We start from the raw sequence: 13,386 nt of genomic DNA, 5'->3' as shown, positions 1-13,386 counted from the left end.
CGACCACGCACATGACCACGGAGGAGTTCAGATGGGCGGACCGAACGGCGCCCCGGCCCCGGATGGTGCCCCTGCCCTGGATGACACCCCCGCCCCGGACGGCATCGGCGGTGAGCAGGCGGACGAGGGTGGCGGAGCGGCGGACGAGGGTGGCGGAGCGGTCCGCTCCGCCGTCAGGGCGCCGGAGATCGCCTATCACCCCGCCCGCCGGTCCGTGGCCAGGCGCGGTCCGGCCGATCCCGTGAAGGTGCTGATGCACCGGCACCGTGACCTCTGCGAGCGCGCCGTCGACCCGCTGGAGATCGCCGCCGGCCTGGAGGCGCACGGGCTGACCGACCGGACCGCCGCGCGCTACCGGCACCGCGACGTCTTCTCCCTCGCGGAGGAGCTCTACGCCCGCGTCCCCGGCACGAGCAGGCCCGTACCCCGCGCCCCCGCCCCCGACCCCGACCCGGGCAAGGAGGCGACCGGCTGGGCGCTCCCCGCGCTGCTGCCCGGCGCTGCCTGTCTCGCGACCGCCGGCGCCCTCAGGGTCACCGAAGGGGTGCTCGGCGGCGAGGCCAGGTTCGCGGTGACCGCGGTCGGGGCGCTGCTCGTCGTGCTCGGGCTCCGGCTCGCCCTGCGCTCGGGCCCGCTGCGCGCCCCGGAGGCCGTCGGCGGCGTCACCCTCTACGTCTGCTGGCTCCTCGGCTACACCGTGTACGGCGACGACCTGCTCACCCAGGTCATCAGCGGCGGGCCCGACGGCCGCTGGACCGCGGCACCCGCCCCGCTCCTCGGGCTGGCGCTCGCCCTGGCCCCCGCGGCCTGGTGCGCCCGGCTGTTCTCCGTGCACGCGCGCCGCCGGCTCGCCGGATCCCATGGCCTCTCGGACTTCGGCGCCGGCGTGCGCCCCCTGCTCTACGGTGTGGTCGCGCTCTTCCTGTGCGCGCTCACCGCGCTGCTGTTCCTCGCCGCACTCGGACACCCGAACTCCCTCGGACACCCGGGCGCTTCCGGACAACCCGGCGCTCTCGGACACCCCGGCGTGGACGGCGCCGGCCTGGTGGCCCCCGCCGCCCTCGGAGCGCTGCTCTTCCTGGCCCGTCTGCTGGCCGTCCACGGCTTCCCCGAACCCGCCGCCACCGGACTCGCCGCCGCCTGCGCCGTCGAAGTGGCGGCACCCTTCCTCGTACTCGCCGGACGGCTGCCCGGCCTCGGTCTCGTGGCCCGGCCGGTCGACGCCCTCTACGCCGCCGCAGGACCCGGCGGCGTACCGATCCTCGCCTGCGGTGTCGCCGCGTTCGGACTGCTGGTCCACGCCTCGGTCACCCTCACCCGGGCATCCGCCCACGCCACGGCCTAGGCCTGCCACGGCCCAAGTCCGGGGTGACGTTCGCCCCACCCCCGCGGAGCCGACGCCGCGGGTCTCCCGTACCGCACACCACCTTCCCCAAGGAGACACCGGACATGACCCCCCAATTCCCCGCACCGGCAGCACGCCGTCGGCACCGAGGGGGCGCGCGATGAGGGTTCTGCTGCTCGGAGCGAACGGATTCCTCGGACGCTTCGTCGCCGACCGTCTGCTCGCCGACCCCGCCGTGCACCTCACGGCGCTCGGCCGTGGCGACGACGCCGACGTGCGCTTCGACCTCGCGGGCGGCAGCCCAGGAGCGCTCACCCGCTTCCTGGACGCCGTCCACCCCGGGGTCGTCGTCAACTGCGCGGGTGCCACCCGTGGCGGTGCCCGGGACCTGACCCGCCACAACACCGTCGCCGTGGCCACCGTCTGCGAGGCCATGCGCCGCAGCGGGTGCAGCCCCCGGCTCGTCCAGGTCGGCTGCGCATCCGAGTACGGGCCCTCGCAGCCCGGCTCGTCCACGGCCGAGGACGCGGTGCCCCGGCCGGGAGGCCCGTACGGCGTCAGCAAGCTCGCCGCCACCGAGCTGGTCCTCGGCTCCGGTCTCGACGCGGTCGTCCTGCGGGTCTTCTCGCCGGTGGGACCCGGCACCCCGGCCGGCTCCCCGCTCGGCCGGCTCGCCGAGACCGTGCGCCGCGCCATGCAGACCGGCGACCCCGAGCTCAAGCTCAGCGGCCTCGGGGTGCAGCGGGACTTCGTCGACGTGCGGGACGTGGCGCGCGCCGTGCACGCCGCCTCGCTCTCCGCCGCGCAGGGCGTCGTCAACATCGGAACCGGCCGGGCCGTACGGCTGCGTGACGCCGCCGCGGTCCTCGCCAGGGTCGCGGGCTACTCCGGGGCGCTCCATGAGCTCGACACCCCGCCCGGCAGGCTCCCCATCGGCGCCCCCCGCGCCTCCGCGGAGTCCGTGGTGGAGCACCTCGCGGCGACCCCGTCCCCCTACCCCGACGGTTGCGGCGCCTGGCAGCAGGCCGATGTGCGCACCGCCAGGGACCGGCTCGGCTGGCGTCCCCGGATCAATCTGGAGGAGTCACTCGCCGATATCTGGATGGAGGCGGCATGCCGTATCTGACCCGTACGGGCTCCACCCTGCGGACCGGCGGCGCGGAACAGGTCGGCGTCGGTGTGCCCGGATACGCCCACCCGCTGCTCGCGCCCGCCGAATGGGCCGGACTCAGCCGGCCGGGCACGCCGCTGCACTGGGCCGTCCTCAACATCGACAACGGGCCGGGCGCCCGGCCCGACCCGCACTGTCTCGAAGCGGCCGGCCGGCTGCGCAACGCCCGCGAGCGGGCCCTGCGCGGAGAGGCGCCCGAGGACTCCGTCCGTGCCTCGGGCGGCAGACTGCTGGGCCACCTCGACCTGGCCTTCGGCAGCCGCTCCTTCGGCGAGCTGATCGCCGACGCCCGGTCCTACCTCGGCTGGTACCGCGTCGGAGGCTTCTATCTGGACCGCTGCCCGGTCGGGCGTGACGCGCTCCCGTCGGTCCGCAGGCTGACCAGCACCCTCTCCGCCCTCCTGGCCGACAGCGACAGCGCGGACGAGGAGGGCGGGCGACTGGTCCTGGGCCATGACACCCACCCGCACCCCGGTTACGCCGAGGCCGCCGACCAGCTGGTCACCTTCCGGGGGCCCTGGGCCGACTACCGCTGGTCCCAGGTCGCCGAGTGGACGGCGGCCTACGAGCCGGGCCGCTTCGCGCACTTCGTGCACGGCGTCCCGCGCACCCACCTGGAGGAGGCCATGCGCATCGCCCGTTGGCAGGGCGCGGGCACGATCTTCTTCACGGACCGGGACGGCACGAGCCGCGACGGCACGGACCGGGACGGCGTCAAAGGGCAAACCGACCCATTCGCGGCACTGCCCAGCTACTGGGACGAATTCGTCTCGCGGATCGGACCTGGTATCTCGGAATGAGGGGCGGCGTGGCAGTGTTACGGAAGAACAACCGTACGTAGATGAAGTACGTAGAAACCGACCACCTGCATTGTTGAGGTTCCTGTGTCGCTGCCACCCCTGGTCGAGCCGGCTGCCGAGCTCACCGTCGATGAGGTCCGCAGGTACTCCCGCCACCTGATCATCCCGGATGTCGGGATGGACGGACAGAAGCGGCTGAAGAACGCGAAGGTGCTCTGTGTGGGAGCCGGGGGCCTCGGCTCTCCGGGTCTGATGTACATGGCCGCGGCCGGTGTCGGCACGCTCGGCATCGTGGAGTTCGACGAGGTCGACGAGTCGAACCTGCAGCGCCAGGTCATCCACAGCCAGGCCGACATCGGCAAGTCCAAGGCGCTGTCGGCCAAGGAGACCGTCCAGGGGATCAACCCCCTGGTGAACGTGGTCCTTCACGAGGAGCGGCTCGAAGCCGACAACGTGATGGACATCTTCGCCCAGTACGACCTGATCGTGGACGGCACGGACAACTTCGCCACCCGCTATCTCGTCAACGACGCCGCGGTCCTGCTGAACAAGCCGTACGTCTGGGGCTCGATCTACCGCTTCGACGGCCAGGCATCCGTGTTCTGGTCCGAGCACGGCCCCTGCTACCGCTGCCTCTACCCGGAGCCGCCGCCCCCCGGCATGGTTCCCTCCTGCGCCGAGGGCGGTGTCCTGGGCGTGCTCTGCGCGTCCATCGGCTCCATCCAGGTCAACGAGGCCATCAAGCTGCTCGCCGGTATCGGTGACCCGCTGGTCGGCCGTCTGATGATCTACGACGCGCTGGAGATGCAGTACCGCCAGGTCAAGGTCCGCAAGGACCCCGACTGCGCGGTCTGCGGCGAGAACCCCACCGTCACCGAGCTCATCGACTACGAGGCCTTCTGCGGCGTCGTGTCCGAGGAGGCCCAGGAGGCGGCGGCCGGTTCCACGATCACTCCCAAGCAGCTCAAGGAGTGGATCGACGGCGACGAGAAGATCGAGATCATCGACGTCCGCGAGCCCAACGAGTACGAGATCGTCGCGATCCCGGGCTCCCGGCTGGTCCCGAAGAACGAGTTCCTGATGGGCAACGCCCTCCAGGATCTTCCGCAGGACAGGCGCATCGTCCTGAACTGCAAGACCGGCGTCCGCAGCGCCGAGGTCCTCGCGGTCCTCAAGTCGGCGGGCTTCGCCGACGCGGTGCATGTCGGTGGCGGCGTCATCGGCTGGGTCAACCAGATCGAGCCCGAGAAGCCGGTCTACTAGGGCGCGAGACACGCCTCAGGGCGCGGGACACGGTCCTGGCGCACGACCTACGGAAGGGCCGGTCCCCGCGGGGACCGGCCCTTCCGCGTGCCCGGATGTCAGGAGCAGGTGCGCCCGTCCGAGGGGACCTTGCCCTCCAGCAGATAGCCGTCCACGGCCTTCTGCACACAGGTGCTGCCGCCGTTGTACGCCCCGTGGCCCTCACCCTTGTACGTGAGCTCGACCCCGACGCCCTTGCCGAGCTCGGTGGCCATCGCCTTCGCGCCGGCGTACGGCGTCGCCGGGTCTCCGGTGTTGCCGATGACCAGGATCGGCGCGGAGCCCGGCGCGCTGACGTCCGGGGTGTCCCAGGCGCCCGCGACGGGCCAGCCGGTGCAGGACATCAGCCCCCAGCCCAGGTAGTCGCCGAACACCGGGGAGGCCTTGCGGAATCGGGGAAGCGCCTTCCTGGTCTGCTCCAGGGTGAACCGCTGCTTGGAGTCCGCGCAGCTGATGGCGGTGTTCGCGGCATTCGAATTGTCGTAATGCCCGTCCTCGGAGCGGCCGTTCAGCGAGTCGGCGAGCGCGAGGAGCAGTCCGCCCTTCTTGCCGTCGGCCTCGTCAAGACCCTGTTCGAGCAGCGGCCAGGTCTCCTTGGAGTAGAGGGCCGACGCGATACCCGTGGTGGCCTGGGTCTCGGTCAATTCCCGGTCACCGAGCCCGGGGACCGGCTTCTTCTCCAGCTTGGCCAGGAGCGCGGTGATCCAGTCCTGCACCTCCTTCGATGTGGCCCCGGGGAGCTTGCAGTCGTCGCGCTCGGCACAGTCGGCGGTGAAGTTGTCCAGGGCGTGCTGGAAGCCCTCGGCCTGGCCGAGCGCGGACTCCAGGGAGTTCTGCGTCGGGTCGACGACCGCGTCCAGGACGGCACGGCCGACGGTCTTCGGGAACAGATGCGCGTAGACACCGCCCAGTTCGGTGCCGTACGAGATCCCGAAGTAGTGGAGCTTGTCGTCACCGAGCACCTTGCGCAGCAGGTCCATGTCCCGGGCCGCGTTCGTCGTGCCGACGTAGGCCAGTTCGTCCCCGGAGTTCTTCTCGCAGTCCGCGATGTAGGACTTCTGGTCATCGACGAACGCCTTCTCCTCCTCCGCGTCGTCCGGGGTGCCGTCCAGCTCGTAACGCTTGTCCAGCGTGCTGTCGTCCGAGCACTCGACGCCCTCGCTGCGGCCGACCCCGCGCGGGTCGAAGCTGACCAGGTCGTAGCGCGTGCGGAGCCCGTCGTAGTCGGGGCCGAAGGACGGCAGCGCGGCGACACCCGAGCCGCCGGGACCACCGAAGTTGAAAATCAGCGAACCGATGCGCCGGTCCTTGTCCTTGGCCGCGGCGCGGATGAGGGCCAGCTCGATGGTGTCGCCCTCCGGGTCCCCGTAGTCGAGGGGGACGTCCATGAAGGAGCACTCCCACTTCGTCCCGCCCGGCAGCGGGGACGGGGACGTGCCGCTGCCCTGCGCGCGGCTCGGCGCCGGACAGGGTTTCCAGTCGAGCTTCTGCGATGACAGCTCTTCGGCCGTCGCCGTGGGGGACGCCGTCGACGCGGTCGACGGCCTCGCCTTCTCCGTACCTCCGTCGTCACCGTCATCCGAACAGGCGGCCAGGGGCAGCAGCACGGTGGCGGTGGCGACGAGGGCAGCGGCACGCAGAGCGGGGGAGGTCCTCATGAACCCATCGTGCGGCGGGGCACGGGGGATCGCGCGGGGCGCGGTCCATGCGAGTGGCGCGCCCCCGCGCGTGCGTGTTTCTAGAGCTCACCCTTACGGGTCAGCTGGTTGAAGCAGATCCAGCCGGGGAGCACCGGCAGCCACAGGGTCATCACGCGGTAGAGCAGCACGGCCGGTGCCGCGACCTCCTTCGGCAGACCCACCGCGATCAGACCCAGCGTCAGCGCGCCCTCGACCGCGCCCATGCCGCCGGGGGTGGGGGCCGCGGACCCGAGGGCGTTACCCGCGAGGAAGACCACCGCGATGCTGGCGTAGGAGAGCTGGGGGACATCGGGGCCGCTGAACGCGCGGATCGACGCGTCGAGGCACAGCACGAAGAGGCCGGTCAGCAGCAGCATGCCGCCGATGCCGGTGACCAGCTTCTGCGGGCGCTGCACCACGTCCAGCATGCGGGGGACGACACCGGCGAACAGCGACCTGACCCTGGTGACGACGAACTTCCGCAGGAACGGGATCGCCGTCACCACCAGCACCAGCACGGCGACCGTGAGCAGGCCCGCGATGACCGTCCTCGACGGGGTGAGCGAGTCCGGGGTCTTCTCCGTGCCGGTCAGGTATCCGAAGAGGGCGAGCAGCAGGATGTGGGCGCCGAGGCCGAACAGCTGGGAGGCGCCCACACTCGCGACGGCGAGCCCGGGGCGCACTCCGGCGCGTTGCAGGAAGCGCGTGTTCAGGGCCACACCGCCGACCGCGGCCGGTGCCACGATCTTCACGAACGACCCGGCGACCTGCGCCAGCACGGTCTTCCCGAAGGACACCCGCTCGGGCACGAAGCCGAGCAGGCTCATCGCGGCGGCGACGTAGCTCAGGGCCGAGAAGCCCAGCGCCGCCGCCACCCAGCCCCACTCGGCCTCCTCCACGACCGTGCCGAAGTCGGCCTGGGTGATCTGCGAGATCACGAAGTAGGCGGCGATCGAACCCGCGATGAAGCTGAGGAGCGTACGCGGCTTGATGCGCTCGAGACGGACCGGTTCCACCGGCGCCTGCGGCCTGATCAGCAGCACCTGGCGGCGGATCTGGGCCAGCATGTCCTCCTCGCGGGCCTCTTCCAGGGCATCGTCCATCGCCCGCTTCTCGGCCTGCTTCTCCGTGCGCAGCGACTTGCGGACGGCCTTGCGGTCGCCGGTCGTCGAGCCCTGCGCCTCCGCCTTGCTCTGCTTCGACGCGTGGGTCGCCTCCAGCACCGCCTCACGCTCGCGCTGCGAACGCTCCCGGGCGAGCCTGCGCAGCGTCGCCCGGGTGGAGCGGCTCAGCGCGATCGGCTGGAGCAGCGGCAGACAGTCGGCGACCGCGTCGGGCCCGAGCACCGCGAGCGCCCCGGCGACGGCGCGCTCGGCGCCCACCCGCAGACCGGTGGTGGTGAGCAGCTGGGCGACGTCCATACGCAGGATCAGGTCACCGGCGGCGATCTCGCCGCCCCGCAGATCGGTGACGAACACCGTGCCCCGGCCGTCCACCAGGATGGCGTCCCCGGTGAGCCTGCGGTGCGCGATCCGCCGCGACTGGAGCGCCTGCACCTGACGCCAGGCGCCCTGCACCAGGTCGTCGGTGATCTCCTCGTCCTCCATCGCGTCCAGAGAGCGCCCGCCGATGTGCTCGTACACGAGCATCACGGCGTCGGGGCCGAGCTCGGACGTGGCGATCAGCTTGGGCGCGTTGGCCCCGGCGGCGATCGCGGCGTACGCGAGGAGCGCCTCCTGCTCCAGGGCCTGGCGCAGGGAGAGGATGGAGCGGCGCTGGGTGATGCTGCGCAGGGTGAGCCTGCGCCACACCCGGTAGAAGAACCCCTGGGCCTGCTGCTCCCTGTCGACGACCGTGACGTCCAGCGGTGGCCCGTCCTCCAGGGTGACCAGATAGCGCCGGCCCCGGTCGTTCTGGTCGATGTTGTCGGGAGCGTCCTCGGTGCGCATCGCGGCGACCGGGCGGAAGCCGACGTGCCGCAGACCGGCCATCAGGTGCTGGCCCGTCGGGCGGACGTTGGGCGATCCGACCGCGTACAGCGTGCCGTACGCCACCGTCCAGCCGATCAGCACGGTGAGGACGATCGAGAACGGGGTGGTGTAGCCGCCGACCAGCATCGCGAAGGCGTCCAGGAGCAGCACCACCCACAGGACGACCCGCCAGCGGGGTCTGCGGGCCATCCCGACCGCCGTCATGTAGGCGATGACGGGAGCGAGATATCCGTGCACGGGGTCGGTGAGCGCGTCCCCGGGCTGGGGCTGTGTCAGGGCGTCCCGGATCGTCCCGGACGCGGACTTGGCGACCCAGAGGTCGGCGGCCAGCGTCACCCCGTGCGCCAGCACGGCGGCGAGCACCCCGTCCGCGATCCGCAGCCCGTCGCGCTTCACCAGACGCTCGATCGCGAAGGCGACCGGCACGAGGAGCACGGCGATGCTGGACACCAGACCCGCGAGCTTGATCAGCAGGTCGGGCGCCTGGTCGGTGCCCTTGGAGATGTCGTCCTCGAGGCCCGTGGTGGTCCCCTGGGCGAACGCGGCGATGGAGAACAGCAGAACGATCGCGAGGACCCCGATGAGGAGCCGCAGCAGATCCGACGGGCGGTGGACCCGGGCGGGCAGCAGGGGCTCGTCGCCGGACACCCGGTCCGTCAGGGCGGTGTCGGCCGACGCGAGTGTCGAGCCCGCCAGGTGCTCGTCCGGAGGCCCTGATGCCTCATCGGGACCTGGCGCGTCCGGGCGCGGCTCGGCGTCGGAGGAGCCCGCCGCCTTCGGTGGCTGCACGCCCTGCTCCTTAGCCTCAGACGAATCTTCGTCTTCTCGTATCACCGGTCACCGCCCGCATGATGGTGGCACGGCCTGCAGACAGAGGGGGGCATCAGGGTGCATTGCGGGGGCGCGATGCGCAACATTCCCGCTTCGTTCCCGTGTGCACGTTGTGTGACCGGGAGGACGGCGCGCGGGCCCTGTTGTCGGTGGCGTACGGCAGGATGGGGCGGATGAGCGAAGACCGGACGAGCGGTGGCGGGACCGGGGACGGCCCCGTGACCGCCGAGCTGCCCCTCTACGCCGAGCGGGTCCTTGATGTGGCGGACCTGATCCCGCCCGGCCGCGTCATGACGTACGGCGATGTCGCGGAGTGGCTCGGTGACGGCGGGCCGAGACAGGTCGGCCGGGCGATGGCGCTGTACGGCTCCGCGGTGCCCTGGTGGCGTGTCGTGCGCGCCGACGGGACGCTGCTGCCCGGCCATGAGCTGCGGGCTCTCGGCCACTACCGCGAGGAGGGCACACCGCTGAGAGCGGCCCCACGCGAGGCGGAGGGGCACGTCCCGCGTCTCGACATGAAGCGCGCCAGATGGGACGGCACGACCGGTGGCCAGGGCGACGAAGCTCACAGCTGACACCTTCGGCACCTTTGACACCTTCCGCCGTCGCGCCCGGCCGGGACGGCCGCCCGGCAGGTGCGGGGGCGCACCGCAGGGCCGCCGGCACCGTGTGACGAGCGACGCGGCCGACAGCCGGATGTACGCCCCGCCGCTGGCGTAGCGTCGTCCACACGCGGCACGCTCCGCTCCCTCATCCGTTTCCGTCACGACCGGCGCAGACCGAGTACACCCCCCAGGACCGGCGATCCACGTGAGCTCCTCCTCCACCACCCGGAACAGCCCGCACCGTCAGGCACGGCGGCGGGCCCCGGGCGCGTACCGCCTGGTGCGCACGCCACCCGGTTCCGTGGACCCCCCTCTCCTGGACGCACCGCAGCGCGCGGTGGTTGACCACGGTGACGGCCCGCTGCTGGTCCTGGCCGGACCCGGCACGGGCAAGACCACGACGCTGGTCGAGACGGTCGCCCGGCGGGTGGCGCGCGGCACCGATCCCGCCCGCATCCTCGTCCTCACCTTCAGCCGCAAGGCGGCGGTCGAACTGCGTGACCGGATGGCGGCGCGGCTCGGTGGCCTCCGGGGCCCGCAGGCCACCACCTTCCACTCGTACTGCTACGCCCTGGTCCGCGCCCACCAGGACGCCGACCTCTTCGCCGATCCGCTGCGTCTGCTCTCCGGGCCCGAGCAGGACGTCACCGTCCGGGAACTCCTCGCCGGTCAGCTCGGCCTCGAACGGGACGGTCTCGCCCATGTCCGCTGGCCGGACGAGCTGCGGGCGTGCCTGACGACCAGGGGCTTCGCCGACGAGGTGCGCGCGGTGCTGGCCCGCAGCCGTGAGCTGGGCCTCGGCCCGGACGCGCTGGCCGCCTTCGCCCGCCGCACAGGACGCCCCGACTGGAGCGCCGCCGCCCAGTTCCTCGCCGAGTACCTGGACGTGCTCGACGCACAGGGGGTCCTCGACTACGCCGAGCTCGTCCACCGGGCGGTCCTGCTCGCCGAGCGCCCCGAGGTGGCGGCGTCGCTGGCCGGGAGCTACGACGTGGTGCTCGTCGACGAATACCAGGACACGGACCCCGCCCAGGTGCGGCTGCTGCACGCGCTGGCCGGGAACCGGGGCGCGGGCCCTGGCATGGGTGGGGGTCCTGGCACCAGCGGGGGCCCTGGCACGGGCGGGGGCCCTGGCGCCGGCGCGGGCGGGAGTCCTGGCGTCGGCGCGGGCGTGGCCTCCGGTGCGGGGGGCGGCCGGACGCTGATCGCCTTCGGCGACCCCGACCAGTCCATCTACGCCTTCCGTGGTGCCGATGTGAACGGCATCCTCGACTTCCCGGACACCTTCCGCCGTGCCGACGGCGCGCCCGCCCCCGTCGGGGTCCTCACCACCTCACGCCGCTCAGGCGCGCGGCTGCTCGCGGCCACCCGGCTGCTCACCCGGCGGATGCCGCTCCCCCGGCTGCCCTCGGCCAAGGTCCGCGCCCACCGCGAGCTGTCCGCCGTGCGCGAGGGCGGCCGTGTCGAGGCGTACACCTACCCGACGCCCTCCACCGAGCTGGAGAACATCGCCGACCTGCTCCGGCGCGCACATCTCGAAGAGGGCGTGCCCTGGCGGGACATGGCGGTCCTCGTGCGCGCCGGCGGACGCTCGATCCCCGCCGTGCGCCGGGCGCTCACCTCAGCCGGAGTACCCCTTGAGGTGGACGGCGACGATCTCCCCCTGCGCCACGAGCCGGCGGTCGCCCCGCTCCTGACCGCCCTGCGCACCGTCGCCGGCGCGGCGCTCGAGGCGGGCGGACTCGACACCGAGACCGCACTCGCCCTCCTCTCCTCACCCCTCGGCTCCATGGACGCCGCCGATCTGCGCCGTCTCGGCCGGGCCCTGCGCGACGACGAGCGGGCCGCGGGGAACCGCCTGCCCCCGCCGTCCGGGGAACTGCTGGCCCAGGCGCTCGCCGAACCCGAGCGTCTGGCCACCCACGACCCGGCGTACGCCCGCGGAGCGCAGCGGCTCGGCGCGCTCCTGCGCACGGCCCGTGAACTCCTGGAGGGCGGAGGCACCGCCGAGGAGGCCCTGTGGACCCTGTGGAACGGCACCCCCTGGCCCGGCCGTCTGGAGCGGGCGGCACTGCGCGGCGGTCCCGGCGGACGCAACGCCGACCGGGACCTCGACGCCGTATGCGCCCTCTTCGACACCGCGGCACGCGCCGAGGAGCGCACCGGAGGGCGGGGCGCGCTCAACTTCCTGGAGGAGGTCGACGCCCAGGACATCGCCGCCGACACCCTGTCCCGCCGCGCCGTACGCCCCGACGCCGTACGCCTGATGACCGCGCACCGCTCCAAGGGCCTGGAATGGCGCCTGGTGGTCGTCGCCGAGGTGCAGGAGGGTCTCTGGCCCGACCTGCGCCGTCGGGGATCGCTCCTGGAGGCGGACCGGATCGGGCGCGACGGTCTGGCCGAACCGCTCACCCCCGGGGCGCTCCTGGCCGAGGAACGCCGTCTGTTCTACGTGGCCGTGACCCGGGCACGTGAACGCCTGATCGTCACCGCCGTCAAGGCGCCCGCCGACGACGGCGACCAGCCCTCCCGCTTCCTCACCGAGCTCGGGAGGGAACCCAGGGACGTCACCGGACGCCCCCGCCGCCCGCTCGCGGTGGCCTCGCTCGTCGCCGAGCTCCGGGCCACGACCGTCGACCCGGCCGCGTCGGACGCCCTGCGCGACGCCGCCGCGCACCGGCTCGCCCGGCTCGCCGCGCTCACCGACGAGGAGGGCCGGCCGCTCGTGCCGGCCGCCCACCCGTACCGCTGGTGGGGGCTCGACGAACCGACCCGCTCCGAGATCCCGCTGCGCGACCGTGACCACCCCGTCGCGCTCTCCGGGAGCGCGCTCGACCAGCTCGCCAACACCTGCGCTCTCCAGTGGTTCCTGGGACGCGAGGTCAGGGCGGACGCCCCGGCGACGGCGGCCCAGGGCTTCGGCAACGTGGTCCACGTGCTCGCCGACGAGGTCGCGTCCGGACGCACCGCGGCCGACCTGGACGTCCTGATGGAGCGCCTGGACTCCGTGTGGGACGGTCTGGTCTTCGACGCCCCCTGGAAGTCGCGGCAGGAGAAGGACCAGGCGCGCGCCGCCCTGGAACGCTTCCTGCGCTGGCACGTCATGGACCGCGCGGGCCGCACCCCCACCGCCACCGAACACGACTTCGACGTCACCCTTGAGGCGGGCGAGTACGCCGTACGCATCAGGGGCTCCATGGACCGGGTCGAGCAGGACACCGAGGGGCGGGCGTACGTCGTCGACTTCAAGACGGGCAAGGGAGCGCCGACCAAGGCCGAGGTGGCCTCCCACCCCCAGCTCGCCGTCTACCAGCTGGCGGTCAGGGAAGGCGCCGTCGACGAGGCCTTCGACGGCCGCCGGCCCGAAGCCGGCGGAGCCGAGCTCGTACAGCTGCGGCAGCCCGCCCCGAAGCAGGAGGGCGGCGACACCCTCCCCAAGGTGCAGGCGCAGGAAGCCCTTTCCGGTGCGTGGGTCTCCGACCTGTTGGCCACGGCGGCCGGCCGGGTCCTGGACGAACGCTTCACCCCCACGACCGGAGCGCACTGCACCCACTGCGCCTTCAAGGCGTCGTGCAGCGCGCAGCCCGAGGGCCGGCAGATCATCGAATGATCTTCCTGGTGGATTCCGTGCGGGACGGCGTTGTCGGTGCGGCCGGTTAGCC

At 72.8% G+C, this 13,386-nt stretch carries 8 protein-coding genes; 6 read left to right on the top strand and 2 right to left on the bottom strand.

The genetic code is table 11. The features are described from left to right. Positions 1-31: 31 nt before the first annotated feature. From OG623_RS11065 to moeZ, 4 genes are all read left to right on the top strand, one after another. Positions 32-1,345: a hypothetical protein gene (locus tag OG623_RS11065; RefSeq protein WP_406146080.1), complete on the top strand. Its 1,314-nt coding sequence runs from the start codon at positions 32-34 to the stop codon at positions 1,343-1,345. Between the two features lie 160 nt (positions 1,346-1,505). Continuing rightward, positions 1,506-2,471 carry an NAD-dependent epimerase/dehydratase family protein gene (locus OG623_RS11060; protein WP_406146079.1) on the top strand — a complete coding sequence of 322 codons (966 nt, stop codon included), beginning with the start codon at positions 1,506-1,508 and terminating at the stop codon, positions 2,469-2,471. After that, on the top strand, positions 2,459-3,316 hold the full coding sequence (locus OG623_RS11055) for a spherulation-specific family 4 protein (protein ID WP_406146078.1): 858 nt from the start codon (positions 2,459-2,461) through the stop codon (positions 3,314-3,316). Before OG623_RS11060 ends, OG623_RS11055 begins: the two co-directional genes overlap by 13 nt. A gap of 84 nt (positions 3,317-3,400) precedes the next feature. Next, positions 3,401-4,579, top strand: a complete 1,179-nt coding sequence (gene moeZ, locus OG623_RS11050; RefSeq protein ID WP_406146077.1) for an adenylyltransferase/sulfurtransferase MoeZ — start codon at positions 3,401-3,403, stop codon at positions 4,577-4,579. A gap of 98 nt (positions 4,580-4,677) precedes the next feature. On the opposite strand, the gene OG623_RS11045 is transcribed toward moeZ, so the two are convergent. Continuing rightward, positions 4,678-6,276 carry an alpha/beta fold hydrolase gene (locus OG623_RS11045; RefSeq protein ID WP_406146076.1) on the bottom strand — a complete coding sequence of 533 codons (1,599 nt, stop codon included), beginning with the start codon at positions 6,274-6,276 and terminating at the stop codon, positions 4,678-4,680. Between the two features lie 80 nt (positions 6,277-6,356). Beyond that, the gene (locus OG623_RS11040) at positions 6,357-9,077 is read right to left on the bottom strand and encodes a lysylphosphatidylglycerol synthase domain-containing protein (protein WP_406146075.1); all 2,721 of its coding nucleotides are present in this window, start codon (positions 9,075-9,077) and stop codon (positions 6,357-6,359) included. Positions 9,078-9,292: 215 nt separating this feature from the next. Between OG623_RS11040 and OG623_RS11035 the strand changes: the two genes are divergently transcribed. Both OG623_RS11035 and OG623_RS11030 read left to right on the top strand, forming a co-directional pair. Further along, entirely contained in the window at positions 9,293-9,694 is a 402-nt protein-coding gene (locus OG623_RS11035) for an MGMT family protein (protein ID WP_406146074.1), read from the top strand. A 235-nt stretch (positions 9,695-9,929) separates the two neighbouring features. Beyond that, positions 9,930-13,334 carry an ATP-dependent helicase gene (locus OG623_RS11030; protein WP_406146073.1) on the top strand — a complete coding sequence of 1,135 codons (3,405 nt, stop codon included), beginning with the start codon at positions 9,930-9,932 and terminating at the stop codon, positions 13,332-13,334. The last annotated feature ends 52 nt before the right edge of the window (positions 13,335-13,386 follow it).

The organism is Streptomyces sp. NBC_01012 (assembly GCF_045162755.1).
Taxonomy (GTDB): domain Bacteria; phylum Actinomycetota; class Actinomycetes; order Streptomycetales; family Streptomycetaceae; genus Streptomyces.
This window is presented reverse-complemented; position numbering and strand designations above follow the sequence as displayed.